At 60.7% G+C, this 26,209-nt stretch carries 22 protein-coding genes and 1 pseudogene; 15 read left to right on the top strand and 8 right to left on the bottom strand.

Annotated features, from left to right (window positions below):
• The first annotated feature begins 117 nt into the window (after positions 1 to 117).
• Positions 118 to 1,353, top strand: coding sequence for a phosphonoacetate hydrolase (phnA, locus tag AC57B1_RS38220; protein WP_496420241.1), 1,236 nt, complete (start codon positions 118 to 120; stop codon positions 1,351 to 1,353).
• Positions 1,354 to 1,366: 13 nt separating this feature from the next.
• Complete coding sequence (gene phnY / locus AC57B1_RS38215; RefSeq protein ID WP_496420240.1) at positions 1,367 to 2,821, top strand: phosphonoacetaldehyde dehydrogenase; 1,455 nt, start codon at positions 1,367 to 1,369, stop codon at positions 2,819 to 2,821.
• Positions 2,822 to 3,220: 399 nt separating this feature from the next.
• Here the strand turns inward: phnY and AC57B1_RS38210 are convergent, their stop codons facing one another.
• Positions 3,221 to 3,946, bottom strand: a complete 726-nt coding sequence (locus tag AC57B1_RS38210) for a GntR family transcriptional regulator (protein WP_496420347.1) — start codon at positions 3,944 to 3,946, stop codon at positions 3,221 to 3,223.
• A 228-nt stretch (positions 3,947 to 4,174) separates the two neighbouring features.
• Here AC57B1_RS38210 and AC57B1_RS38205 point away from each other — a divergent pair, with 228 nt between their 5' ends.
• Entirely contained in the window at positions 4,175 to 5,659 is a 1,485-nt protein-coding gene (locus AC57B1_RS38205; protein WP_408354451.1) for an MmgE/PrpD family protein, read from the top strand.
• Positions 5,660 to 5,753: 94 nt separating this feature from the next.
• A complete protein-coding gene (locus AC57B1_RS38200; RefSeq protein ID WP_496420239.1) occupies positions 5,754 to 7,244 on the top strand; it encodes an MmgE/PrpD family protein in 1,491 nt (496 codons plus the stop codon).
• Positions 7,245 to 7,483: 239 nt separating this feature from the next.
• On the opposite strand, the gene AC57B1_RS38195 is transcribed toward AC57B1_RS38200, so the two are convergent.
• Both AC57B1_RS38195 and AC57B1_RS38190 read right to left on the bottom strand, forming a co-directional pair.
• Entirely contained in the window at positions 7,484 to 7,960 is a 477-nt protein-coding gene (locus AC57B1_RS38195; RefSeq protein ID WP_091793405.1) for a nuclear transport factor 2 family protein, read from the bottom strand.
• Between the two features lie 248 nt (positions 7,961 to 8,208).
• Positions 8,209 to 9,129, bottom strand: a complete 921-nt coding sequence (locus AC57B1_RS38190) for a LysR family transcriptional regulator (RefSeq protein WP_496420238.1) — start codon at positions 9,127 to 9,129, stop codon at positions 8,209 to 8,211.
• A 59-nt stretch (positions 9,130 to 9,188) separates the two neighbouring features.
• Between AC57B1_RS38190 and AC57B1_RS38185 the strand changes: the two genes are divergently transcribed.
• From AC57B1_RS38185 to AC57B1_RS38175, 3 genes are read left to right on the top strand one after another with little or no spacing between them, the layout of a single operon-like run.
• The gene (locus AC57B1_RS38185; RefSeq protein ID WP_496420237.1) at positions 9,189 to 10,073 is read left to right on the top strand and encodes an SDR family NAD(P)-dependent oxidoreductase; all 885 of its coding nucleotides are present in this window, start codon (positions 9,189 to 9,191) and stop codon (positions 10,071 to 10,073) included.
• A gap of 10 nt (positions 10,074 to 10,083) precedes the next feature.
• Positions 10,084 to 11,268 carry an NADH:flavin oxidoreductase gene (locus AC57B1_RS38180; RefSeq protein ID WP_496420236.1) on the top strand — a complete coding sequence of 395 codons (1,185 nt, stop codon included), beginning with the start codon at positions 10,084 to 10,086 and terminating at the stop codon, positions 11,266 to 11,268.
• A 49-nt stretch (positions 11,269 to 11,317) separates the two neighbouring features.
• Positions 11,318 to 12,274: a helix-turn-helix transcriptional regulator gene (locus AC57B1_RS38175; RefSeq protein ID WP_496420235.1), complete on the top strand. Its 957-nt coding sequence runs from the start codon at positions 11,318 to 11,320 to the stop codon at positions 12,272 to 12,274.
• Between the two features lie 188 nt (positions 12,275 to 12,462).
• Here the strand turns inward: AC57B1_RS38175 and AC57B1_RS38170 are convergent, their stop codons facing one another.
• On the bottom strand, positions 12,463 to 12,993 hold the full coding sequence (locus AC57B1_RS38170; RefSeq protein WP_408468809.1) for a MarR family winged helix-turn-helix transcriptional regulator: 531 nt from the start codon (positions 12,991 to 12,993) through the stop codon (positions 12,463 to 12,465).
• Positions 12,994 to 13,241: 248 nt separating this feature from the next.
• Here AC57B1_RS38170 and AC57B1_RS38165 point away from each other — a divergent pair, with 248 nt between their 5' ends.
• Positions 13,242 to 14,036: an SDR family NAD(P)-dependent oxidoreductase gene (locus AC57B1_RS38165; RefSeq protein ID WP_408185722.1), complete on the top strand. Its 795-nt coding sequence runs from the start codon at positions 13,242 to 13,244 to the stop codon at positions 14,034 to 14,036.
• Here AC57B1_RS38165 and AC57B1_RS38160 read toward each other — a convergent pair.
• On the bottom strand, positions 14,024 to 14,353 hold the full coding sequence (locus AC57B1_RS38160; RefSeq protein ID WP_496420234.1) for a hypothetical protein: 330 nt from the start codon (positions 14,351 to 14,353) through the stop codon (positions 14,024 to 14,026). The genes AC57B1_RS38165 and AC57B1_RS38160 overlap by 13 nt on opposite strands.
• Here AC57B1_RS38160 and AC57B1_RS38155 point away from each other — a divergent pair.
• From AC57B1_RS38155 to AC57B1_RS38140, 4 genes and pseudogenes are all read left to right on the top strand, one after another.
• Positions 14,346 to 15,253: pseudogene (locus AC57B1_RS38155) on the top strand (Rossmann-fold NAD(P)-binding domain-containing protein). The gene AC57B1_RS38160 and the pseudogene AC57B1_RS38155 sit on opposite strands and share 8 nt — an antisense overlap.
• Before the next feature lie 12 nt (positions 15,254 to 15,265).
• Positions 15,266 to 15,598, top strand: a complete 333-nt coding sequence (locus tag AC57B1_RS38150; protein ID WP_074763055.1) for an NAD(P) transhydrogenase subunit alpha part 2 — start codon at positions 15,266 to 15,268, stop codon at positions 15,596 to 15,598.
• The gene (locus AC57B1_RS38145; protein WP_496420233.1) at positions 15,598 to 17,052 is read left to right on the top strand and encodes an NAD(P)(+) transhydrogenase (Re/Si-specific) subunit beta; all 1,455 of its coding nucleotides are present in this window, start codon (positions 15,598 to 15,600) and stop codon (positions 17,050 to 17,052) included. The genes AC57B1_RS38150 and AC57B1_RS38145 overlap by 1 nt, the downstream gene beginning before the upstream one ends.
• 269 nt (positions 17,053 to 17,321) lie before the next feature.
• Positions 17,322 to 17,594 (top strand): hypothetical protein, encoded by a 273-nt coding sequence (locus tag AC57B1_RS38140; RefSeq protein WP_408353943.1) that lies wholly within the window; start codon positions 17,322 to 17,324, stop codon positions 17,592 to 17,594.
• A 691-nt stretch (positions 17,595 to 18,285) separates the two neighbouring features.
• Here AC57B1_RS38140 and bamA read toward each other — a convergent pair.
• Positions 18,286 to 20,541, bottom strand: a complete 2,256-nt coding sequence (gene bamA, locus AC57B1_RS38135; RefSeq protein ID WP_496420346.1) for an outer membrane protein assembly factor BamA — start codon at positions 20,539 to 20,541, stop codon at positions 18,286 to 18,288.
• A gap of 381 nt (positions 20,542 to 20,922) precedes the next feature.
• Here bamA and AC57B1_RS38130 point away from each other — a divergent pair, with 381 nt between their 5' ends.
• The 3 genes from AC57B1_RS38130 to AC57B1_RS38120 all read left to right on the top strand — a co-directional run bounded on the left by AC57B1_RS38130 (position 20,923) and on the right by AC57B1_RS38120 (position 23,955).
• Positions 20,923 to 21,123: a hypothetical protein gene (locus tag AC57B1_RS38130; protein ID WP_496420232.1), complete on the top strand. Its 201-nt coding sequence runs from the start codon at positions 20,923 to 20,925 to the stop codon at positions 21,121 to 21,123.
• Complete coding sequence (locus tag AC57B1_RS38125) at positions 21,116 to 21,505, top strand: hypothetical protein (protein ID WP_091793382.1); 390 nt, start codon at positions 21,116 to 21,118, stop codon at positions 21,503 to 21,505. The genes AC57B1_RS38130 and AC57B1_RS38125 overlap by 8 nt, the downstream gene beginning before the upstream one ends.
• A 164-nt stretch (positions 21,506 to 21,669) precedes the next feature.
• Complete coding sequence (locus tag AC57B1_RS38120; RefSeq protein WP_496420345.1) at positions 21,670 to 23,955, top strand: LPS-assembly protein LptD; 2,286 nt, start codon at positions 21,670 to 21,672, stop codon at positions 23,953 to 23,955.
• A 71-nt stretch (positions 23,956 to 24,026) separates the two neighbouring features.
• On the opposite strand, the gene AC57B1_RS38115 is transcribed toward AC57B1_RS38120, so the two are convergent.
• Both AC57B1_RS38115 and AC57B1_RS38110 read right to left on the bottom strand, forming a co-directional pair.
• Positions 24,027 to 25,274 (bottom strand): ATP-binding protein, encoded by a 1,248-nt coding sequence (locus AC57B1_RS38115; RefSeq protein WP_496420231.1) that lies wholly within the window; start codon positions 25,272 to 25,274, stop codon positions 24,027 to 24,029.
• Positions 25,258 to 25,998 (bottom strand): response regulator, encoded by a 741-nt coding sequence (locus AC57B1_RS38110; protein ID WP_496420230.1) that lies wholly within the window; start codon positions 25,996 to 25,998, stop codon positions 25,258 to 25,260. Before AC57B1_RS38110 ends, AC57B1_RS38115 begins: the two co-directional genes overlap by 17 nt.
• Between the last annotated feature and the right edge of the window lie 211 nt (positions 25,999 to 26,209).

Below are 26,209 nucleotides of genomic sequence, written 5' to 3'. Positions count from 1 at the left end.
AATTTTGTCTGTTGTTGACAATCTACAAAGCATCAATTTTAATGTCAAGTATTGCCACACTTTGCCACATAACGCCTCATCCTCAACACCCGACTTACCCTAGCCAAAGGACACGTCATGAGCGCAACACCGGTTTCCATCGAAGTGAACGGCCGTAGCTACAACTGGATGCATCGACCCGTCGTTGTGGTCTGTGTGGACGGCTGTGCCTATGAATATCTGGAGATGGCGGCAGCGGCAGGCGTTGCGCCCTTTCTCGGCAAGCTGCTGCATCCCGGCACGGCGCTCAAGGGGGAATGCGTGGTGCCGAGTTTCACGAATCCGAACAACCTGTCGATCGTGACGGGCGTACCACCTTCCGTTCACGGCATCAGCGGCAACTATTTTTTCGATCGCGACAGCGGCACCGAGGTGCTGATGAACGATCCGAAGTACCTCGTCGCGCCCACCGTGCTGGCCGGTTTCGCCGAAAAGGGTGCGCATGTGGCGGTCGTCACCGCGAAAGACAAATTGCGCCGCCTGTTAGGCAAAGATCTGGCGGGCGTGTGCTTCTCCGCGGAGAAAGCCGACGAGGCGACGATCGAGGAGAACGGTATCGACAACCTGCTGGAGTTGGTCGGCAAGCCGGTGCCGAGCGTGTACAGCGCCGACCTGTCGGAATTCGTATTCGCGGCGGGCGTGCGCCTGCTCGAAACCCGCGCGATCGACCTGATGTATCTGTCGACCACGGACTACGTCCAGCACAAATGCGCGCCCGGCACGCCCGGCGCGAACGCGTTTTACCAGATGATGGACGGCTACCTGCGGCGGCTCGACGAACTCGGTGCGATTGTCGCCATCACGGCTGATCACGGCATGAATGCGAAGCACAACGAAGACGGCGAACCCAACGTGATCTATCTTCAGGAGCGCTTTGACGAGTGGCTCGGCCATGACGCCGCTCGCGTGATTCTGCCGATCACCGACCCTTACGTCGTGCATCACGGCGCGCTGGGATCGTTCGCCACGGTCTACCTTCCGCCTTCGGCCGATGTCGAGGCGATGCGCCGTCGGCTCTCGGCGGAACCCGGCATCGAAGTCGTGCTGACGGGCGCCGAAGGCTGCGCGCGCTTCGAACTTCCGCCCGCGCGCATGGGCGACCTGATCGTGATCTCGACGCGCGATGTCGTGCTCGGCACACGGCGCATCAAACACGACCTGTCCGGCCTCGATGTACCGCTGCGCTCGCACGGCGGCATCGCCGAACAGATCGTGCCGCTGCTGTTCAATCAACCGGTCGCGAAATCCGTTGTCGAGCGGGCACGGCTGCGCAATTTCGACATCATCGATATCGCACTCAATCACCTTCAATGACCGGGGACCGGATATGAACGCTATTGCGGAAACGAAAGCTCAGTGGCAGGTGCGTCATGAAGCGTTGCGTATTGGTGGAGAGAAAGTCCATCGCGACGAAGTGATCGAAGTGCGCAATCCCTACGACGGCACGCTGGTCGGCACCGTGCCGAAAGCGACGCTGGAAGACGTGCGTCACGCGTTCGAATTTGCGCGCGCGTATCGCCCCGCCCTCACCCGCTATGAGCGGGCGGCGATCCTGCGGCGCGCAGCCGACGCGGTGCGGGCTCGCACGCACGAAATCGCCGCGCTCATCACGGCGGAGGCCGGCTTGTGCTGGAAGGACTCGACCTACGAAGCCGGCCGCGTCGCCGACGTGCTGGTTTTCGGCGCGGGCGAGGTGCTGAAAGACGACGGCCAGATTTTCTCGTGCGATCTCACGCCTCACGGAAAAAAACGCCGCGTCTATACGCAACGCGATCCGTTACTCGGCGTGATTTCCGCGATTACGCCGTTCAACCATCCAATGAATCAGGTGGCGCACAAGATCGTGCCGGCTATCGCCACGAACAATCGTATCGTCGTCAAACCGTCGGAGAAGGTGCCGCTGTCGTGCTATCTGCTGGCGGACATTCTCTATGAAGCCGGTCTGCCCGTGCAGATGCTGCAAGTGTTGACCGGCAACCCTGCCGTCATTGCCGATGAGCTGATCACGAACCCCGCGATCGATCTCATTACGTTTACGGGTGGCGTGTCGATCGGCAAATCGATTGCCGCCCGGATGGGCTACCGCCGCGCGGTGCTCGAACTCGGCGGCAACGACCCGATCATCGTGATGGAAGATGCCGATCTGGACGAAGCCAGCTCACTCGCCGTGTCGGGCTCTTACAAGAATTCCGGCCAGCGATGCACGGCAATCAAGCGCATGCTGGTGCATGAGTCGGTTGCCGATCGCTTTACCGAACTCGTCGTGGACAAGACGCGCGCGTGGAAATACGGGAATCCCGCGGATAGCTCGGTCGACATGGGCACGGTCATCGACGAGGCGGCCGCGCGGTTCTGCGAGCAGCAGGTCAACGACGCGTTGTCGCGCGGCGCGCGGCTGCTGGCGGGTAACTGCCGGGATGGCGCGCTCTACTCGCCGACCGTCGTGGATCGAGTTACGCCCGACATGCCGCTCGTCAAACACGAGACGTTCGGGCCGGTGTCGCCGATCATGCGCTTCTCCAATATCGACGAAGCGATCCGCATGTCCAACTGCACCGACTACGCGTTGTCATCGTCGGTCTGCACGAACCGACTCGACTACATCACGCGGTTCGTCACCGAACTGGAAGTGGGCAGCGTGAATGTACGCGAAGTACCGGGTTATCGACTCGAACTGACGCCGTTCGGCGGCGTGAAGGATTCGGGACTCGGCTATAAGGAAGGCGTGCAGGAGGCTATGAAGAGTTTCACCAATACCAAGACCTACTCGCTGCCATGGTGAGGGCGATATGTTGAGGCGCCTTTTATGCTGAGTTGACACTGACCGCGTGGGACCGTGTGCAGGCGTTCCGGCGGTCAGCAACATTGCTCGTCTCGTGGTTGGTGATAGATGTTTATCTTTCACCAACCACGAAGCTGAAAGAATTCCGTTGGGCCGCTTTTTCCGCTCCGCACTGCCTCGTCCGGACAGCGACGAGCGCTGCGAAGACATCGCGAATGAAGCGCTGCGACTGGCGAACAGCAAAACCGCACCGAGACTTTCGGGCCATCCCGGCCCGACGTATTAATCAATCGGCACGCCGCCCGCAAAGCGCTGAAAAGTTGGGCCACTCGCTCAGTGTCGACCTTGCCCCGCCAAGCGCTCTGGACAGACCATCAGCGCTTCATCGCGCCAACAGCACTAAAGTCCGGAAGCACGATTCGGCGTCGCGCTCTTGCCGCTAACGGGCACGTGATCCCATGCCTGCTCGATTGCCTGTAGCGCGCTCAACACGATCGACCGGTTCAGCGCTGCGGCAAGCACCCCGTCGCGCTCCGAATACGCCTCGCACAGTCGCTGATGATCCGCGCATGAGCGCTGCAAACGTCCTGGCAACGACGTACTCAGACGACGCAAGCGGTTGGTGCGCATGCGCATCGAATCCAGAACTTCCTTGAAAATGCCGTTGCCGCACACCCTGAGTTCCTCGTCGCGAAACGCGACATTCGCCCAGAAGTAGCCATCAACATCGCCTAGCGCGGCAACTTCGGCGAGACGGCGATGCGCGTCCCAGAGCGATTGGATATCGGTGTCGGACGCTTGCTCGACGATCGCGGACGACACCTGAGCGTAAAGAATCGCGCGCAATTGGTAGATCTCGCGCACGTCCTTCAGTTTGACCGCCGACACGCGCGGGCGATGACGCGGAGACCAGTCCACCAGTCCTTCGCGGCTCAACAAGAACAGTGCTTCACGCACCGGCGTGCGACTCACCTTGAAACGTTTCGCGAGATCGACAGAGTTCAGATCGTCACCGGGCAACAAACGACCCTCAATGATTCCGCGCGCCACCCAGTCGACGATCTCCCCCACGGCTGACGACTCGGCGCCCCCTTCGATCCCGTTACTGTCGACATTCTGGCTCATCATACTTCCTCGCTCGAACAATATGGCTGGCGCAGCAGGCGAACCCTCGCTTGCGAGCGGCGCTAGCAATTCCTTACACATCAACGCCACATGGCCATTCCCAAGCACTATCAAAGTGACCACAGCTGGCGGACAGGTTGTCAAATTTCAGCGAAATATTTGACTAGGCCGCTAAAAGTGTCGACACTAAGGTTTCGACACAATGCCATAAAAAACCACGGAGACACCATGTCGATGGATGGAGACTTCATGTCGGCGCGCCGCCGGCTGCTGCGATCGGCGGGCGCGCTGGCGGCGCTGTCGATCTTGCCAGTGCGCGTCGCCAGCGCGGCAACCGAAGACGGCAATGAAGCCGCCAAAGGAGCCGACATCACCGGCCAGCTCGCGCGTTACATGGTGTCAGCGCGCAATACGCCGCTGCCCGAGGCTGCCATGGTCGCGTGCAAGCATCGTATCCTCGATACGTTCGGCGCCATGGTTTCGGGCGCGCGGATGCGACCGGGCATGATGGCTGTGAACTACGTGCACGGACTGGGCGGCGAGCCGCAGGCAACGGTGATCGGGTCGTCGTTTCGCACGACGACCGTCAACGCGGCGTTAGCCAATGCCATGTGCGCGCACTCCGACGAAACCGACGACTTCGAGCCGGTGACAAAGGCGCATCCCGGCAGTTCGGTGGTGCCGGCGGCGCTTGCGGTCGGCGAACATCAGGCACAAAGCGGCGAGGCAATGATCCGGGCCGTGGCGCTCGGCTACGACCTCGCTTGCCGGCTTTTGATGGCGCTCGGTCCGGACCTTGTGCGCGGCTCGCATCGAAGCGCTGAAGGCACCGCTTCGACGTTCGGCTCGCTCGGCGCGGCGGCATCGCTCGCGAGGCTCGACGAAACGCAGATGCGCTATGCACTTTCCTACGCGGCGCAACAGGTGTCCGGACTCTGGAGTTGGGTCAAGGACAAGGACCACATCGAAAAGGCCTTCGATTTTGCCGGCATGGGTGCGCGCAACGGCGTGACGGCCGTCGGCATGGTGCAGTCGGGTATGACCGGCGTCTACGATGTGCTCGACGGAACGCACAACCTGTTCATCGCGCTTTCGACGAAGCCGACCCCGCAAGCGATGCTCGACGGACTCGGCAGCCGCTTCTACGTGACCGAAACGGCCATCAAGACTTACTCGGTCGGGTATCCGATCCAGTCGCCCCTCGACGCGTTGCTGAGCCTGCGCAAGCAGTACGGCCTGACGCCGGATAACGTGCGCAGCATCGTCGTCCGGATTCCGTCGGATGCCGAAGGCATTGTCGGCGACAGCGCGATGCCCGACGTCAACTGTCAGCACCTCGTGGCGCTCGCATTGGTCAAAGGCGCAGTGTCGTTTCGCGACAGTCACGATGTTGCGTTGATGCACGATCCGGCGATCGCCGCGCAGCGGGCAAAAGTCAGTGTGCAACCGGACCCCTCGCTGATGGACCCAGCCGCGCCGCGCGGCGCCAAAGTGGAAGTCACGCTCACGGACGGCCGCACCATCGACCACTTCACTCGCTTTCCGCCCGGCACGAAGGAGAATCCGCTGTCCACCGAGGCCGTCAACGCGAAAGCTCGCGATCTGATGGCGCCCGTACTCGGTGCGACGAAAACCGCCAGGCTGATCGAAACGATCAACCACCTCGAGACACTCAAGGACATTCGCGAACTCAGGCCGTTGATCACGGCATGACGCGTCGTTCCGCGAGCTTCCCGCACCCAATTCGCCTTGAAGGTGATCTCCACCGTACAGGCCATCCGCTATCGAACCTGAAGGAGACAATTTCATGTCCACGATCGATCGCCGTCTATTTCTGAAAACGAGTGCCGCGGGTGCTTTGGCATCGGCGGCCGCCAGCAAGGCGGTATTCGCTCAGGCGCCTGACACGGCCAGCGCGGCCTCCGTAACTGCGCCCACCGGCGGCGAGGCCGCACGGCCGCCAAAAGTCACGCGCATCCTCGCGGAGTTCATTGTCAAAACGGGTTATCAGGACTTGCCCGCGCAGGTCCGCAAGGAGGGAGTACGGACCTTGATGAACTGGGTCGGGGTCGCTGTGGGTGGTTCGCATGACGAAACAGTGGACCGGGCGGTCGCGGCGCTCACCCCGTTTTCCGGGCCGCCGCAGGCAAACCTGCTTGGCCGTACCGAGCGCTTCGACATCATGAACGCAGCATTTATCAACGGCGTCAGCAGTCACATTTTCGACTACGACGATACCCATCTGAAGACGATCATTCATCCGGCCGGTCCAGTCGTCTCCGCCATTCTGGCGTATTCACAGTACCGTTCAGTGTCCGGCAAGGACTTTTTGAATGCGCTCGTACTCGGCGTGGAAACGGAATTGCGTATCGGCAATGCCGTGTATCCGAACCACTACGATGTCGGCTGGCATATCACGGGCACCTGCGGCGTATTCGGTGCGGCCGCGGCGACCGGCAAACTCATGGGGTTGAGCGTTCAGCAAATGGTCTGGGCATTGGGCCTCGCCGCGTCGCAACCGGTCGGGCTGCGGGAATCGTTCGGCTCGATGAACAAGAGCTTCAACCCAGGACGCGCGGCCGCAAACGGTATTTTCGCCGCGCTGCTGGCAGGCCAGGATTACACCAGTTCGGACGGCATGATCGAAGCGAAACGGGGTTGGGCGAACACCATCAGCACCAAACAGGACTACCGCGAAATCACCGAGGGCCTCGGCTCCCATTACGAGTCGACGCTGAACACTTACAAGCCTTTTGCGTGCGGCATCGTGATCCACCCGGCGATCGACGCGGCAATCCAGCTGCGCAATCAATATCATCTGAAAGCCGACCAGATCGACCGTATCGATTTGCGCGTGCACCCTCTCGTTATCGAACTGACCGGCAAGAAGACCCCGCAGATCGGACTCGAGGGCAAGTTCAGCATCTATCACGCGGTGGCGATTGCCGTGATCGACGGCGCGGCGGGTGAGAAGCAGTTCAGCGACGCGAAGGTGCGTGACCCGATGACGGTGGCACTGCGCCAGAAGGTGAATACCATCGTCGACCCGGCCATCAAGCCGGAGCAGGTCGACATGACGATCACACTGAAGGACGGGCGCAAGCTGCATAAATTCATCCAGCACGCGATCGGCAGCACCGAAGTGCCGATGACCGATCAGCAACTCGAGAAGAAATTCTCGGACCTGGCCGAAGGAATTCTATCGCCGGATAGGACCCGCAAACTGATCGACACATGCTGGCACGTCGAACAACTGGACAGCGCCGGAGAAATCGCCTTGTCCGCGCTGCCGCAGTAGCTGAAAAGCAGCCGGAAGTGGCGTCTCACCGGCTCGTGAAGGAGACTGAAGGTTTGGCGAGGCCGCGCTCACCGCCTGAACGAACGACCCGTTTCGAACGCGACGGCATCGCCGCAAATTCACCGCCACATGAGTACTCCCCTGCCGCAATCCGACATTGAGTCGACGATAGGTATCGCCTCCTTACATTTCGCGCGGCAGAGGAGTATGAACCGACGAGAAAGAGACCGGCGTCGTTTCTAGAACCCAAAACTGCTGAGTCCCGGATGATCCTCCGGGCGAGGGCCCAGCGCCCAGAAAAACTTGCGATCGGCTTCTTTGATCGGCACATCGTTGATGGATGCATGGCGCACAGCCATCAGACCGTTTTCGGCGAACTGCCAGTTTTCGTTACCGAATGAACGGTACCAGTTGCCCGCATCGTCGTGCCACTCGTAAGCGAATCGAACTGCAATATGATTTTCCGTGAACGCCCAAATTTCCTTGATCAAGCGGTATTCGTGCTCGCGCTCCCACTTGCGGCGCAGAAAGGGCACGATCTGTTCGCGGCCGGTGATGAATTCGGAACGGTTGCGCCAACGGCTGTCAACCGTGTAGGCAAGAGACACTTTCTCCGGATTGCGAGAGTTCCAGCCATTTTCCCCGGCGCGCACCTTTTGCGTGGCTGTCTCCAGAGTGAACGGTGGGAACGGAGGGATGGGGGTATTTTCAGACATGACAGCTCCTTTGGTTGCGGGCGCCGCCGCATGCAGAGAAACACCGGCGACGCTTTTGTGTTGAGACGCCGCCAGTCTGTCTGACTACCTCGACAGGGGCTTTACTCCGCGCCCAGCGATTTAGGATTCGCACGGAAACATTGTCCGCGCGAAGCGTGCCCCTCAAGTTTTAATCTGCCTCTGAGTCGCCATTCGTGCAGGAGCGATTTATGTGCCGCCAGATTGACCTGGCTAATCCAACAGTACTGCTACCCGTCAGCCAATGCGCTCGCGACGTGCTGCGCGAAGGCCTTCACTTTCGCTGAATTCCGTCGTTCGCGTGGATAGACCAGATGAATAGAGACCGGCGGAGGTCGCCAGTCGGCCAACAGTAGCTGGACCTCGCCGCTGGCGATTTCTTCATGGAAAAGCCAGGTCGGCGAACACCCGATGCCCATTCCCGCGAGGACCGATGCACGGATCACTTCACTGCTGTTACTTTGCAGATTACCCGCTACACGAACGACTCGCGTTGTCCCTTCTGGCTCCAGCGCACCGTTGCCGGCGGTAAAAGTCCAGTTGTTGCGCATGGGCAATTCCGTGTAGACAACGCAGTTGTGCGCAGCGAGATCCTCAGGCTTGACGGGCGCCATCAGTCCCTTCGGAAGCGACGACAAATAGCGGTTGTGTGCGACGATGTGCCGGGGAGAAGTGCCGACCTTACGCGCAATTAAAGTACTGTCCGGCATGTCGCCGATACGAACCGCCGCATCGATTCCCTCTTCAACCAGATCGACAACGCTGTCTTGCAGACGGATGTCGATCTTCACCGCGGGATGCGCAGCCAGGAAGGTCTGAATCATTGGCATGAGCTTGATTCGACCGAACCCAACCGACGCCGCGATTCGCAGCCATCCAACCAGTTGCTGCTCACCACGCCGCAACTCGCCCTCGGCCTCGTCCATCTCGGCCACCAGGCGTCGCACCCGGTTGAAATAGCGTTCACCTTCTTGCGTCAGGGCGAGCGAGCGGGTCGTACGCGTCAGCAGTTTGGTGCCGAGTTCGCGCTCCAACGCCGCCACCTGTTTGCTGACCGCGCTCTGCGTCGTGTTGGTTTGAAGTGCGACCGCCGAAAAACTGCCTGCCTCGACGACGCGGACAAAGACGGTGATGGCCTGCAGCTTATCCATTTTGAGCGACACCTATTCCCGGGTGGACTTAATGATATGAGCGCCCACCGTCTATATCAATGCCAAAAAAACCAGCAAAGTCCACCCATCGAAAGCGAGATCCACCCAGCACGCAATCCAACCCGTCCCACGGAGGTTTTATGAGCACCCATTCTTCAGGCAAAGGTACTGCAGTTATTACTGGCGCATCGGCCGGCATCGGCAAGGTCTATGCCAACCGTCTTGCAAAGCAGGGATATGACCTCCTGTTGATCGCCCGGCGTGCCGATAGTCTGAGCGAACTGGCCCAAAGCCTGTCGGCGCAGTTTGGCATTCGTGCGACGTTCCTCGCCGAAGACCTGACGACGCAATCCGGCGTCGAGACGGTGGTGACCGCCATTACCCGCGACGCAACCATCACGATGCTCGTCAACAATGCCGGCGCCGGCACGCTCGGCGGTTTCACGGACTCGAAGCTCAGCAACCTCGAAACGATGAACGCACTGAACGTGGATGCACTCGTCCACCTGTCGTACGCCATTCTTCCGTTGTTCAAGCAGCGGGACAAAGGGACGCTCGTCAATATCAGCTCCGTCCTCGCGCTTCATACACTTCCTGTCAGCACCGTGTACAGCGGCACCAAGGGTTATGTCCTGAGCTTCACTCGCGGGCTTCAGCAGGAAGTCGCGGGCACCAACGTAAAAGTCCAACTGGTCATGCCGGCGGCGACTCACACAGGTTTCTGGGACATCGCGGGCTTCCCTGTCTCCAACCTGGATAAGAGCGTTGTCATGAGCGCCGACCATCTCGTCGACGCCGCGTTGGCCGGTTTGGCACAAGGCGAATCGATCACCTTGCCGTCGGTTGAAGACTTGAGGTTGTGGGAAGAGTACGACCAGGCGCGCGAAAAGCTGTTCCTGGCGTCCCAATCGGGCAAGCCGGCTTCCCGTTACAACGTCGCGTAACCGCTTCTGCATGAATGAGGTTCGTTGGCGAACCGCCGACACAGCCGCCAAGTTTATCGGCATAACCGATTCGAGGCTTCGAATGAGCGAAAAGACTAACCTGTTTACTCCGTTTCACGGCGCGGGACTTGAATTGGCGAACCGGATCGTGATGGCGCCGATGACGCGGCGTAAGAGCCCGGGCGGCGTTCCTGGCGAGGACGTGGCTGCGTACTATCGACGCCGCGCCGAGGGAGGCGTCGGCCTGATCATCACGGAAGGCACGACGATCGGGCGGCCGGCGGCGTCGAGTGACGAAGCCATTCCGAACATCCATTCGCCCGAAAGCATCCTCGGGTGGAAGCATGTAGTCGACGGCGTCCATGCTGCCGGTGGCAAGATTGCGGTCCAGCTCTGGCATATGGGGCTGCGGCGCGAACCCGGCACAGGCCCCGAACCCAGCGCACCGTCTGAGGGTCCCTCCTCAGAGGGAGCCCACTCGCATGCAATGACCGACAGCGAGATCGCGGACGCGATAGAAGCTTTTGCGCAAGCCGCACAAACAGCGCGCGCGATCGGCTTCGACGCCGTCGAGATACATGGTGCGCACGGCTATCTTGTCGACCAGTTCTTCTGGGAGGCGACGAACCGCCGCACCGATTCGTACGCGGGCAGCATCGCTGGGCGCACTCGATTCGCCACTGAAATCGTCAAGGCAATCCGCAACCGGGTCGGCTATGACTTCACCGTGTCGCTGCGTTTTTCGCAGTGGAAAGTTCAGGATTACAGCAGCCGGCTAGCCCGCACGCCCGGCGAACTGGAACAACTGCTGATTCCTCTTGCGGACGCAGGTGTGAGCATTTTTCATGCTTCCACGCGCCGTTTTTGGGAACCTGAATTTACGGATTCCTCACTTAATCTTGCGGGCTGGGCAAAAAAGATTACCGGCTTGCCGGCTGTGACTGTCGGCTCCATCGGTCTCGAAGGGCCGGATTTTCTGCACACGCTCCACGCTCGAGACACCGATCGGCAATACGGCCAGCACCAGGCTGCCTCGCTGGACTCGCTGTTGCTCCGCCTCGGCGATGGAGAGTTCGACCTCGTTGCGGTTGGACGTGCGCTGGCGGCTGATCCGAATTGGGTGAGGAAAGTCAGGGACGGCGCTCAGGACTCGATCGTGACCTTCGAGCAGTCGACCTTGGCAGAACTGATCTGACTGGCTGCCGCCATGTCGAAGCTCAACATTGTGAAAGGACGGACACGCTATGGCATCGTTTCCCGCATCGAGCATTCCTAGCGAAGTGCACTGGCGCTGCGCCGACGCAGATCAGGTCGAGGCTCGTGCGAATCCTGGCGCAGTCGTCGTGACGCGATGGACTCACGCCGGTGATGCGCCACTCGAAGTGGCGAACCCGGGCAATGACGAATTGCATTGTATTGCGCTGAACCTGAAGTGGGCTAACTTCACGTTCAGCCATGCCGGCCGGCGCGTCGCGCAGGGTCGAATGACGCCGGGCATTGCGCAGGTCACTGCGCCGGGCGTATCGACCCGAACCATTTTCAACTCGTCCGCCGACCTGGCTCATCTGTTCGTTTCACAGCAGGTATTGGCGGAGTGCTATCAGGACCTTTTCGAGGGTGCCAGCGCAGGCGCCATTGTGCTCGACAGTCCCGACATGATCCGCGACCCGGTGCTTGAAAGTCTCATCCAGGCGCTCATTGCCGCACGGAGCAACGGCGCTCTCTTCGGCAAGATGTTCGTCGAGCAGGTGAGCCTCGCCGTCGTGTCGCGAATCGTCGCTCGCCACTATGCTCGCGTTGCTGTTCAGCGTGAGGCGGCACCGTTGCAACCATGGCGTCTGAATCGCGCGATGGATTTTATCGAGGATCACCTGTCTGAGCAGGTCAAGCTGGAAGACATTGCCGCGAGCGCGGGTCTCTCGCGTATGCACTTCGCCTCCCAGTTTCGGCGCGCCACCGGCGTGCGGCCTCATGAGTATCTGCTGAAACGACGTATCGACCGCGCGCAGCAACTGTTGCGATCGTCCCCGCAAAGAGTGCTCGACGTCGCGCTCGAGTGCGGCTTCCAGTCGCATGCGCATTTCGCGACCGTGTTCAAGAAAATAGTCGGCGAGACGCCCGCTTCCTGGCGGGCGATGGTGGATCACCCCGTGGCTGCCGTCTTGCCAACGCGTTGCTCAGAAGAGGCAGCAACATCATGAACATCGCTGCCATGAATCGCCCGGCGCCGTTCCGCGCATTCCCTGTACCAGGCACGCGCGAATACCGGCGCTCCTCCTTGCACTGGCGTCTACACCCGAGCCGTCGTCAAGGTCCAGAGATTGCGAGAATCTACACGCTATCGAAGCCTGGTCTTCCGGGCGAACACGGTCTCGCGAGCGTCTTTCGCCTAGCTGCGACCGTACGCCGCCAGAAACTCATCGGATGCGACGTGGTCAGCCAAAGCACGCAATGCGGAGGCGGAATCGCTCCCAAGGACCTGTTCGACGCGCTGATTTGCGGTGGCCCAGAGCACAAGAGCCTCGTGCAGCCGCGCCTCTCCAGCGGTGGTGAGCGCTCCGCGCTTCGCCCGTCTGTCGTGCTCGTCGGGCTGCAGTTCGACAAAACCATCTCGGACGAGGGGTCGGAGCGCATGTGTAACGGCAGAAATCTGGATCGCAAGTTTCGTCGCCAGATCCTGGAGCGTAGGGGCCTGGCCCCCGGACTCGGCAGTCATGCGCTCGATTTCCGCCAGCAATCCCACCTGAGTGGCCTTCAGCCCGAGCGGTGCGAGCGCATCGTCGTACAGCGTGCCCAACCGGCGCGCGGCGCGCCTGAGCGCAGTGTTTGTGCACACCAACGACTCGAAGATGCTCTTTTCTTCGTTCCGGGGCACGCGCGGGCTGCCAGCGCCCGCCATATCAGCAGATTTCTTCTTCATGGCGTAAGGATCGTTGAGTACTGCAGTATTGACAAGCCCCCGCAACATTTGTTTCCGCAGATCGGCGCGGTCGACGCCCGACGACCCTCTGCAATCGGGGCTGCCGCCTTCAGTTCGATCGCTGAAACTTTCTCCTGACGAAAAATAGTTGAGCACTTCACTATTGACACGAGCCCATAGCATGGCTTTATACTTGAGCCCTCAATCAATATGGTTGAAGGCTCAACCTAACCCACTGGAGTAGCAAAATGACTGCAAGCAACAAAACCGCCCTGGTCACCGGTGCCTCGTCAGGCATTGGCGCCGTCTATGCCGACCGTCTGGCTGCGCGCGGCTACGACCTGATCCTGGTTGCCCGGCGCGCGGATCGCCTGTCGGCACTGTCGCAGAAATTGTCGGAAACCTATGGCGTCAAGGTTCAGGTCCTGGTAGCGGACCTCGCCAAGGAAGCTGATCTCGCCAAGGTCGAGCACGTGCTGGCCAGCGATTCCAGCGTGACACTGCTGGTCAACAATGCTGGCCTGGCGCGCTTCACCCCGTTGGGGAAGACGCCCGTCAGCGACTCGATGGCACAGATCAATCTCAACATCGTGGCACTGACACGACTCACCCACGCTGTGCTGCCGCGTTTCCTCGAACGTAATGAAGGGGACATCATCAATGTTGCGTCGGTGCTGTCGGTCCACTCGTGGGAGGTCAGCTCCGTGTACAGCGGCACCAAGTCTTTCGTTCTGGCATTCAGCCGCGGTCTCCAGGATGAATTGAAGAACACGGGTGTGAGACTGCAGGTTGTTCTGCCGGCGACCACGGCAACCGAGATCTGGGACGAGTCGGGTATCCCTCTGTCGGCCTTGCGCCAGGAGAGTGTGATGAGCACCGAAAACATGGTCGATGCAGCCCTGATTGGTTTTGACCGAGGCGAGAAGTTGACGTGGCCGTCGGTCGCTGATGAAAGCCTGTGGGAAAAGTACGACGCCGCTCGCGCCGCTCTGTTCGCCGCTACCCAGACCGGCACGCCCGCGCCGCGCTATCAGAAGGCGTAACGCGCGCGAAGCTGCGGGCCGCCCACATCTCTGAGTGGCGGGACATTCGCCGTTGCCGGAATCTTGTTTCCGACAACGGCGGTATCGGCGCTCGACACGATTTGCCCCACGGCGGCGCCAATAGATCGAGTGTCACGGCGACGCCATGGCGGTTCGATATCGGAATCACACTGCCCGTGCGCTTGCACCTCCCCTTCGCTGTTGTCTCGATCAATCAGGGGACGACGGATAAGCAAGGCGAAATTGAACACGCAGCTATTGAGCACATGCAATTCAAAGAGCACGTTTAACCAGAAGGTAAGTGGGTAAATGAACATCGGAATTCCAACGGAGACGCGCGCGCACGAAACCCGCGTCGCCGCGACGCCCGAAACGGTCAGGAAGTATGTGAGCCAGGGCCACCGGGTCACGATCCAGAGCGGCGCCGGCACCGGCGCAAGCTTTCCAGACGATGCCTTTACGGCCGCCGGCGCGGAGATTGTCGACGCCGCGACCGCTTTCGGCGCCGATCTCGTCCTCAAGGTCCAGTCACCGACCGACGCCGAACTGCCGCTGCTGAAGCGCGGCGCGACGCTGGTCGGCATGCTCGATCCTTTTAATGCCGAAAACTCATCAAAGCTGGCGGCTGCGGGCATTACCGCGTTCGCTCTGGAGGCCGCGCCAAGAACCACGCGTGCGCAAAGCCTCGACGTATTGAGTTCACAGGCGAACATTGCCGGCTACAAGGCGGTGCTGCTGGCCGCCACGCTCTATCCGCGCTTCATGCCGATGCTGATGACTGCCGCGGGCACCGTCAAGGCGGCACGCGTGCTGATTCTCGGCGCGGGTGTGGCGGGTTTGCAGGCTATCGCAACGGCCAAGCGTCTGGGCGNGCACCGACGCTGATCTCGGTCGACACCGTGCAGGCGATGAAACCCGGCTCCGTGCTGGTCGACCTCGCCGCAGGACGCGGCGCGGAGTACGAAGGCCGGCGCGGCGGCAACTGTCCGCTCACCGAAGCGGATCAGGTAGTGATCAGGCATGGCGTGACGATCGTCGGCTATACGAATCTGGCCTCGATGGTCCCCGCCGATGCGTCCTCGCTCTACGCGCGCAACCTGCTCGACTTCCTCAAGCTGATCATCACGAAGGAAGGCGCCCTGAACATCGATCTCGCGGACGATATCGTCGCGGCCACGCTGCTGGCCCGTGATGGTGAAGTCACGCGCAAGTCTTAACGGAGAACGGCGATGGAAGTCATCAACCACACCGTCATCAACCTGATCATCTTCGTGCTGGCGATCTACGTCGGCTACCACGTGGTCTGGAACGTCACGCCCGCGCTGCACACGCCGCTGATGGCCGTGACCAACGCGATCTCGGCGATCGTGATCGTCGGCGCGATGCTCGCAGCGGGGCTGACTTTAGGCACGCCCGGCAAATTCTTCGGCACGCTGGCCGTCGCGCTCGCGGCCGTCAACGTGTTCGGCGGGTTTTTAGTGACGAGGCGAATGCTCGAGATGTTCCGCAAGAAAGAGCCGAAGAAGCTGATCGCTGACAAGACGGCCAAGGAGAACGCGTAATGAGTCTGAACGTCGTCACGCTGCTTTATCTGGTCGCGTCGGTCTGCTTCATCCAGGCGCTCAAGGGGCTGTCCAATCCTAAAACCGCGCGCATCGGCAACACCTTCGGCATGGTCGGGATGGCGATCGCGATCCTCACCACCATCGCGCTGATCGTCAAGCAGGCGAACGGGCTCGGCTCGAATCTCGGCCTGGGTCTCGGCCTGCTGCTGGTCGCGCTGGTGATCGGCGGCGCGGTCGGTGCGTTCGTCGCCGCGCGCGTCGAGATGACCAAGATGCCGGAACTGGTCGCGGCGATGCACTCGCTGATCGGTCTGGCCGCCGTGTGTATCGCGTATGCGGTGGTGTCGGAGCCGTCCGCGTTCGGTCTGGTCGATCCGGAGAACACCGCGCCCGGCTTCCTGCCGTATGGCAATCGCGTCGAACTGTTCATCGGCACGTTCGTTGGCGCGATCACGTTCTCGGGTTCGGTGATCGCGTTCGGCAAGCTGTCGGGCAAGTACAGGTTCCGGCTGTTCCAGGGCGCGCCGGTCGTGTATGCCGGTCAGCATCTGATCAACCTGCTGCTCGCGCTCGCGATGCTCGGCTTCGGCGTGATCTTCTTTCTCACGCAATCGTGGCTGCCGTTCATCATCATGACGCTAATCGCGTTCGTGCTCGGCGTGCTGATCATCATTCCGATCGGCGGCGCGGACATGCCGGTGGTCGTGTCGATGCTGAACTCGTATTCGGGCTGGGCGGCGGCGGGCATCGGCTTCTCGCTGAACAATCCGATGCTGATCATCGCGGGCTCGCTGGTCGGCTCGTCCGGTGCGATTCTGTCGTACATCATGTGCCGGGCGATGAACCGCTCGTTCTTCAACGTGATTCTCGGTGGCTTCGGCAACGAGCCGGGCGCGGCGGCGGCGGGCGGGTCGGCTGAGCAGCGTCCGGTGAAATCCGGTTCGGCCGATGATGCAGCGTTCATGCTCGGCAATGCCGAAACCGTGGTGATCGTGCCGGGTTATGGCCTCGCCGTCGCACGTGCGCAGCATGCGTTGAAGGAACTGACCGACAAGCTGGTGGAGAAAGGCATCGAGGTGAAGTACGCGATTCACCCGGTGGCCGGCCGCATGCCTGGGCACATGAATGTGCTGCTCGCCGAAGCCGAAGTCGCTTACGACATGGTCTATGAAATGGACGACATCAACGGCGAGTTCGGGCAGGTCGACGTGGTGCTGGTGCTCGGCGCGAACGACGTGGTGAACCCGGCGGCGAAGAACGATCCGAAATCGCCGATCGCGGGCATGCCGATTATCGAGGCGTACAAGGCGCGCACGGTGATCGTCAACAAGCGTTCGATGGCAGCAGGCTACGCCGGGCTCGACAACGACCTGTTCTACATGGACAAGACGATGATGGTGTTCGGCGACGCGAAGAAGGTGATCGAGGATATGGTGAAAGCGGTCGAGTGAGCGATGAGAACGTCAACGCTCACAAATGAAACGTGAGCGTTGGCAGTTCTGCTCGAAAACGGACTCACCGCAATACCGACTGGCCGGCAGACCCGCACGGAGACAGTCAGCCAGATCAGAGCGTCGAAGATAGGTAACTTTTAACCGAGAAGGTTGCCACGAATTTATTTCTTATCTAACTGCCACTTATCTTTATTTCGCATTACCAACTTTCATTTTTATCCTTAAGCGTTATCTTTCGTAGATTTTTTCTCTAACGGAGCTTCAATATGTCAGCCACCCTTTATCGACTTTCGTTGACACTCGTCGCGACCATCATCACGACGACTGCTTTTGCTCAAGGAGGCCAGGGAATCGGCCGATCGGGCAGCTATGAAGGCCCTCCCAACTATGGACCGGGCGTCAAGACTCGCGCGGAAGTTCGCGCAGAGCTTGAGTCTTCACGTACCGTGACACCCGCCGCTCAAGAAGAACACAATCGCGAAATCGTGCGTTCCGTTACCGGCGTCGTCAACGACTCCTCGAAGACAACTGTCAGGTAAAAAGGATCTTGAAGACCAGGACGAATTCGTCGGTAACAACTCTTCGTATTTCGACGGCTACCCGGCCGTTTGAGTGAATAAAATGCGCCGGGACCGGACCAAACTGTCAGAGCGGGTATTCGAGCGCCGACGATGTCAGTCGTGTCATCGGCAGAGACGCGTCATCACGACCAGTTGGATCCCGGCAAGCCCACTCAAAACCCGTGATTACGCTCACAGCCCATCGCGCAAGCGATCGTACCTATCGCTGCGATCGTTCCCATCCCGCTGCCCAACCCAACCCCTAATCCAAGGTTTTCCAGCGTAGTCGAGCAACCTCGCAATCCGCCTATTCCCGCCAGCAGTGTGGTCAAAAGAAGCCGCCGCACATTCGCTCCCGACAAAAGCACCTCGCATACGCGAGGATTCATGAATGGGCCTGCTTTCATGCTCCACTCGTGTTTTAAAATGACCAAGCAGTCTCGCCGCCTATGTTACAGATCAGGTCCCCGCTGATAAGACGCGATTAGATAGCCTTCTGGCGCAGCGCTTACGAAAGTTTTTCGGTCGGACCGATATCCGCCGCACGCCGCAGGCTGATGTGACCTTCTGCTTGCGCACAACATCCTGACGCTGGTCTCTCGACCGATAGCGCCGCAGGCAGCAACCGCGCAGCCTCTGCGCGGCTCAGGCCCGCAGCCTTGCGACTCGCTCAGAACGACGTGCCGATCTGAAACTGGAACTTCTGATATTTGTCAGTCGCGTGTTTGACGATCGGGAAGCCGAGCGAAAGCTTGAGCGGACCAATCGGTGAAATCCATTCGAGACCCGCACCATAGCTGTAACGCAATCCGTTGGCGCCGGTACTGTTGCCTTCGTCGCCCCAAACATTGCCGGCGTCGAGGAAGGTGAATACGCGCAGCGTCCGGTCCCAACCACTGCCTGGCAACGGGAACGTCATCTCGACGTTGGCCACTACCATGCGCGATCCGCCGATCGGGTCGCCGGTCGTCTTGTCGGTCGGACCAAGCGAACCGGACTCGTAGCCGCGCACCGAGCCGATCCCGCCCGCATAGTAGTTCTTGAAGATCGGATAGGCCTTACCCGCAAATCCATTGCCATAGCCGCCCTGCAGATTCAGGCCGAGAATGAAGCCGCGCGAGAACGAGTAGTAATACTGCGCCTGCACGTCCGCCTTGTAGTATTCTGTGCCGCCGGCCGGCGTGCCGACTTCGCCGTTACCCTGAATGAAGTAGCCGCGACTGGGCACCAGTGCGCTGTCTCGATTGTCGCGAGCCCACCCCGCCGTGAGGGGCACATTGTTGACCACGTGGCCGAATTCGGCGACGTAGTCCTTGTAACTTTGCGGCGTGGACGAATCCGTCGAGAGGCGGTTCTGTTCAAGTCCAACGCCGAAATAGACGGTATCCGCCTCGGAAAACGGAATGCCGAATTTCAGATCCGCGCCCACCGTAATGATGCGAAAGCTCGTGTCCGTGTAGTAGTAGAGTGGGTAGTTGGTGCGGTAGTACACGTCGGTGATCCGCTTGATGCCGTCCACGGTGAAATAGGGATCGGTTTGCGTCACGGTCAGCGTGCGGTAGGTCTTCGCGGTGTTCACGTTCACGGCGAGGCTCGTGCCCGAACCGAACACGTTGTCTTGCGAGATGCCGGCCGAGAGCACGACCTTGTCCGTCGACGAAAAGCCCGCGCCCAGCGTAATCGCGCCAGTGGGTTTCTCGCTGACCTTGACGTCCACGTCGACCTGATCGGGCGAGCCTTCCACCGGCACCGTGGTGACATCCACATCGGTGAAGTAGCCGAGCCGGTTGACCCGGTCTTTCGACAGCGTGAGACGGTTCGAATCGAACCAGGAGCTTTCGAGCTGACGCATTTCACGGCGCACCACTTCATCACGCGTACGCGTGTTGCCGATCACATTGATGTGGCGCACATACACGCGGCGGCTCGGGTCCACCTGCAATGTCAGATCGACCGTATGGTGTTCCTGATCGATCTTCGGCACCGCATTGACGGTGGCGAATGCATAGCCATACTCCCCCAGCCTGTCGACAATGGCCTTGGTGGTGGCCTGCAGCTTCTCGGCCGAGAAACGCTCACCGGCTTTTATATTGACGAGCTTTCTCAATTCCGCTTCGCGATCGAGCAGATTGCCCGCGAGTCCGATCGACGTAATCGTATACGGCTCGCCCTCGTGCAGCGTGACGGTGAGGTACATCTCCTTCTTGTCGGGTGTCAGCGATACCTGAGTCGACTCGATGTTGAACTCCAGATAGCCGCGATTCAGGTAATACGCGCGTACGTGTTCCAGATCGCCGGTGAGTTTGTCCTTCGCGTACAGGTCGTTCTTCGTGTACCACGAGAACCAGTTCGGCGTGGACAGTTGCATCTCGTCGCGCAACGTATCGGTACTGAATGCCTGGTTGCCGATGAAGTTGATCTGGCGGATCTTCGCGCTCGGCCCCTCGGCGACCGAGAACAGCACGGCCACCCGATTGCGGTCGATCGGCGTGATCGTGGTGACGACTTCGGCGGCGTAATAGCCGCGGGTCAGGTACTGGCGCTTGAGTTCCTGTTCGGCTTTGTCGACCAGCGCCTTGTCGTAATAGCGGCCCTGCGACAGTCCGACCGACCCGAGTGCCTTGGTGAGGTTTTCCTTGTCGAATTCATGGATACCCGCGAAGTCGATCGTACCGACGGCCGGACGTTCCTGCACGTACACGATCACAACATTGCCCTCGGTCGAGATCCGCACCTCGTTGAAGAAGCCGGTGGCATAGAGCGCGCGGATCGCTTCGGAAGCCTTATCGTCGCTGAACATGCTGCCCTGTTTGATCGGTAGATAGGCGAACAGCGTGCCGGCCTCGACACGTTTCAATCCCTCGATGCGGATGTCTTGCACCACGAAAGGCTGCGCGGCCTGGGCGGGCCCGCTTGTCAGCGTCATGCCGGCGAGCGAGAGCGCGCCGCCTAAACGGCTCGTTAATACTTGAAGTTTCATCTTGGGTTTCAGTCCTGATGCATCGCGCGACAGAGAAGAAAGCGTGCGGGCGCTGCATTCGAAACGACGTGCCTTGGCTCTGGAAAGCGCGAAGTATAGGGACGTGATTGCCCTGGATCGTTACTGAAAACTTTCCGTACATTAGGGTTGCTAACGTGCGTAGCCTGCTCGTTGGGCAGGCGCATTCGCTTTGCAGACCGCACGTCGAAATAAAGCGTTACAGAACCCAAGGAAGCGTAGGGCGCGTGTAACCCAGCGGCCGGCGTGCGCTGCTATCGTCAAATTGTCGATTCCGCTACCTGCGAAACGCGATTTGGAGAAGCGATCATGATTGAATATCTTTCACCCACCGTTCTGGCGGCGGTCCTGCGTGCCAGTTCAACGCCGATCTTCTCGATCCATCTGGCTCTGGCGTCGCTGCTCACTCCACGCGAGGCGCCCGGCAGCGCCGCGAACATCGCGAACACGGCGGATCGCCAAGCCGCGAGCCGGACAACGCCCCGACTGGAGGACACGAACCGTGTCTGATGCGTCGACCTTCATGCTCAATTCCATTACCGACATGCAATTGACGGCGGATGGTCAATACCTGCTCATTCACGGCAATCAGCCCACCGCAGCGTTGCATCGCTCGGTACTCAACGACTTGCTGGTTGCCCTGCCGAATGCCATCGAGCACGCCGACCGCGTGATTCATAACGATCAGGACATGGGCTTTGCGTTGCACTGCCAGGGCTGGGAAGTCGGTCGGCTCAACGGTATGGAGATGGTGGTGATCCGCTTCCGGCTATCCGGCAGCGCGGGGTTGTCCTTTTCGTTGCCGGCCGGGCAGATTCCCTATCTGCTGCAGGCGCTCGGCGGCGCAGCGGGTGTAAGCGAGCCCCGCTCGAACGACATGACGCTTCAGTAAAGCCCGGTCTATCCACCCGCGCATGACGCTGTTCGACCGGGCGCGTGCCCGGGCTCCTCTTCACCACGCCGAATCGCAGCGTCCCTCCTCCTTTCCGGGCATTACCTGTCTTGATACTACGCCGTGTATTTCAGCGTCTACGTTTGCGGCCGCTCGTTCCTCTCGTGCTATGCGCGGCAGGATGCGCGCCACTTGCCGGTTACGCGCAATTGGCCGGCACCGCAGCGGTGCCCGAATCGCTCGACGGCATCTGGGGCCTGCGCCTCGCGCCGCAATTGAGCGAACATCCCCTGCGGCCGGGCGACAAACCCGTCACCTCGGCGATAGCCGATTCGATGACCACCACGACCGGCACTGACGTGTCATTGAAAGGACACGCGCAATTGCGGCGCCCGGCATCGATTGTCGAGGCAGACGCGCTGCATTACGACGTCGACCGCGACAAGGTCGACGCCTACGGCCATGTGCGCCTCGCCGACAACGGCAACGTATTCGACGGGCCGGACGCGCATTTTTATGTGGATGCAAACCACGGCTATATCAGCGTGCCGAAGTACCGGTTCAATCTCAGCGGCGGATGGGGCAGCGCCGAGCGCGCGGATGTGGTCGATAACGAACGTACCATCGTTTATCGCGGCACATACAGCACCTGCCAATGCGAGTCCGCGCCGGCGTGGTATCTGAAGGCATCCGAATTCGATATCGACAATGGCAACGACGAAGGCATCGCGCACTACGGCGTGCTGTTTTTTCAGGGCATGCCGCTGCTGGCGAGCCCATGGCTGTCGTTTCCATTGTCCGGCGCCCGCCGCAGCGGCTTCCTGCCGCCGACGTTCTCGGTCAGTTCCACCAACGGCGTCGACGTCGCATTGCCGTACTACTTCAATCTCGCGCCGAATTACGACCTCACGCTCACGCCGCGCATCATGTCGCGTCGAGGCGAGATGCTGACCGCCGACTACCGCTATATGCAGCCGGGCGATTCGGGCACGATATCTCTCGCATGGCTGCCGCACGATGCGATTACCGGAACACAACGCTACTCGATTGCGTTGAATCAGAACTGGAATCTCGGTTCCGGTCTGAACGCCTACGTGAACTACAACCGCGTGTCGGACTCGACGGTGTCGACCGATCTGGCCTCGGGCGTGGCGTTTCCAACCGGCTCCACCACGCTCTACCAACAGGAGGCGGGCCTCACCTACAGCAACGGTCCGTGGAACGTGCTGGCCCGCGAACAGCGCTGGCAGACTTTCTCGAGCGAATCGACCTATAACCGCGAACCGCAGGTGAACGTGCACTATGCACGCTACGACGTGGGCGGATTCGACTTCGGCGCCGAAGCGGACGCGACGCGTTTCACGATCTCATCGTCGGATATGACGCAAGGCAACCGCTTCGTGTTCAATCCTTACGTCAGCTATCCGATCGAGCGCCCAGGCTGGTTCATCACGCCGAAGCTCGCGTGGCATTTCGCAGCCTACGACCTGACCTCGATCGGTACCGACGTGCCCGCCGGGGAGCCGAAGTCGTTCAGTGTGAACGTACCCACCTTCAGCCTCGACTCGGGCATGCGGTTCGAGCGCAGCGTGCGGCTTTTCGGGCAATCGTACATACAGACCCTCGAACCGCGGCTTTTCTATGTGTACACGCCGTATCGCGACCAATCGTTCGCGCCGCTGTTCGATACGGCAACGGCCGATTTCGGGCTCACGGAATTGTTCATGCCCAACAGCTTCGTCGGCAACGACCGGGTGTCCGACGCCAATCGCGTCACCGCCGCACTAACCACGCGTTTCATCGATCCCGCGAGCGGCGACGAGCGCGCCCGTTTCATCCTCGCGCAGCAGTACGACTTCCGCACCCCGCGCGTGACCCTGCAGACGGACGACGCGGCCAGTACGGTCGCTCGTACCGGCGTGATCGCGGGCGCTTCGTACAAGGTGGGGCCGGATTTCACGACCGAACAGGCGGTGGAGTACAGCCAGGCCAACCATTACCTGACTCATGCGGAGGCCGGCTTCGGCTGGGCGCCGGGCACGCGCGAGGTGTTGAACGTCGCGTATCGTTATACGCGGGCTAACAGTACGCTCGACTATCAACCGGTCAACCAGTTCATCGTGTCGGAGCAATGGCCACTCGCGCGCAATATGGTGAGTGTGGCCCGGGTGAATTACGACATGAGCACGCACCGCCTGATCGCAGGATTGCTGGGATTTCAGTACGACGCGGATTGCTGGTCATTGGGTGTCGCATTCGAAAAGTACACCAACGCCACCAGTTCGACCACGTCGCCGAGCACCGGTACGCGCGTGTTGATGCAACTTCAGCTCAAGGGTTTCTCGCAGGTGGATAACGGGCTGCTCGATCAGTTTCGCGCGAATGTGCCGGGCTATACACCGGCGTCGACGGTCAACGAACCGACCTCGCGGTTCAGTGACTATCCGTAAGAGAGGTGCGCCCGCTCCTGCCTGGGTTGCTTCTCTGACAATTCGTCATGCTGACCGTCGCCATGCTGCGACTATGCCGGAAACGTCATCGACACCACCAGCCCTCCGTCCGGCGCGTTATCCGCATGAAACTCGCCGCCGTTATACCGCACCAGACGCCGCACGATCGCGAGGCCCAAGCCGCAATGGGCATCGCCGCCGCGCGCTTCGTCGAGCCGCCCAAAGGGTTGCAGCGCGCGGTCGAGCTGGTTGCCAGGTATGCCGCTGCCGTGATCGCGCACCACGAGCGTGAAGCGGCCGTTTTCCCGTGACGTCGAGATTTCCACCGGCGGTTCGCCGTACGTGAGCGCGTTCTCGATCAGATTCGTCAGAATCCGGTCGAGGTCGACGAGCGGCAACTCGAAGCCGTCACCGGCGCGCAGATTCAGACGCACGAGTGCATCGTCAGCGAGACTGTCGCCGTAGTGGCGGCGGCAATGCGCATCGACGTGGGTACGCGGTGAAGTGTCGGCCGTCTCGCGTGCAAAGTCCAGAAACTGCGTGACGATCCGCGACAACGACTCTGCATCGCGCAAGAAGCCGCGACGGTTCGCTTCGTCGGGCAGCAGATCTGCGCGCACCTGCATACGCGTAATCGGCGCGCGCAGATCGTGCGCCACGCCGGCCAGCATCACCGCGCGCTCCTGCTCGGCTTGCGCGAGTTCGTGCACCATCTGGTTGAAGTCGCCGATCAACTCCTTCACTTCGCGCGGACCGCTCGCCTTCACAACCGGCGCGCGATGGCCCACGCGGAACTCGCGCGCCGCAAGCGCCAACCGATGCAACGGCCGCTGCAAATGCCACGCAGCAACCAACGCGACGATCACCGCGAAGATCAGCATCATCGCCGATGCACCGAGAAAGCGTCGCGCCGGCAACATCGAATTCTGCAGCTTGATCCAATCCGGATTGCCCGCGTAGTGCACCCACACCGTGCCATCGTCGGCGTCGGACACCACCTGGCTGCCGGGCGGCAACTTCGCCCGCAAGTCACGTTCGAACGGCCCCGAGGTGTTCTCACACGGCGCGGGACAGCCTGACGCAATCGCGTCGTTCGCTTTCACATACGACACGCCGAGTATCGCCGATACGTGCGAAGCGGCAAGCGTGCCGTCATGTTCGGCTTGAACTGCGAGAAGCAGAGCGCGCTGCGCATGAGCCGTGTCGATCTGGCCGCGCTCACGGTCCACGAGCAACAGGGCGGTAATGTGAACCAGCACGATCAGGCTCACCGTCATCAACGAGAGCCGGCCGAACAGCGTGTTAAAGGGATTGGTCATCGTCACTGCCGCCAGGCACGAACATGTAGCCGGTGCCACGTATCGTCTGAATCACGCGCGGATTGGCCGGATCGTCTTCGAGCAGACGGCGCAGGCGCCACACCGGCACGTCGATACCGCGCTCGGTCACTTCCGAATAGGGACCGTGCAGCAGGTCGACTAGCTTCGAGCGCGACAGCGTTTCCATCGGATGTTGGGCAAGCACCTCGAGCAACGCGTATTCGCCGCCGGTCAGCTTGAGCAGCTCGTCACCTCGAAATAGCGTGCGGCTCGCGAAATCGAGCCTGAAGCGGCCGAAGCGCAGTGCTTCACGCTTTTCGACCGGCGACGCCGCTGCGAGCGCAGGTTGGGCGTGCCGGCGCAGCACCGCATGAATACGCGCGAGCAGTTCCTGTGGCATGAACGGCTTGCCGAGATAGTCGTCGGCGCCGAGTTCGAGACCGACCACGCGATCCACGCCCTCGGCGCGTGCCGTCAGCATGATCACCGGAATCGCGTCGCCATTGGCGCGCAACTGCTTGAGCGCGCTGAGTCCGTCGATGCCCGGCATCATCAGATCCAGCACGATGATCGAGGGCCGCTCGCGTTCAAGCCGACGACTCAAATGATTGGCGTCGTGCAGCACGGACATCTCGATGCCGCGTTGCTGAAAGAACGTTCGGAGCAGGTCGCGAAGGTCGGCGTCGTCGTCAACCAGTAGAACCTGGATGGGCGTGTCTGGCATGGCTGGGCCCTGATCGATGAGGAGAGTTGACGGACGGCATTCCCGCGCGCCTGCCACGTGTCGAAATATATCGAATCGCGCGACGCCAAGGGTTGCGGGTTCTTAGCCACGCTTACAGTTTATTACGGCGGCGCGGCCAGTTCGAGTGTCTTGCGCACGGCATCACGTTCCCATCCCAGCCCCCCACCCCGCAAGCCGCGCTCCGTTACAA

It is taken from the genome of Paraburkholderia sp. BGA-UO-ETr-F21, from assembly GCF_059567925.1.
Note: the sequence above shows the minus strand (reverse complement) of the source record. Positions and strands in the feature narration are given on the sequence as shown.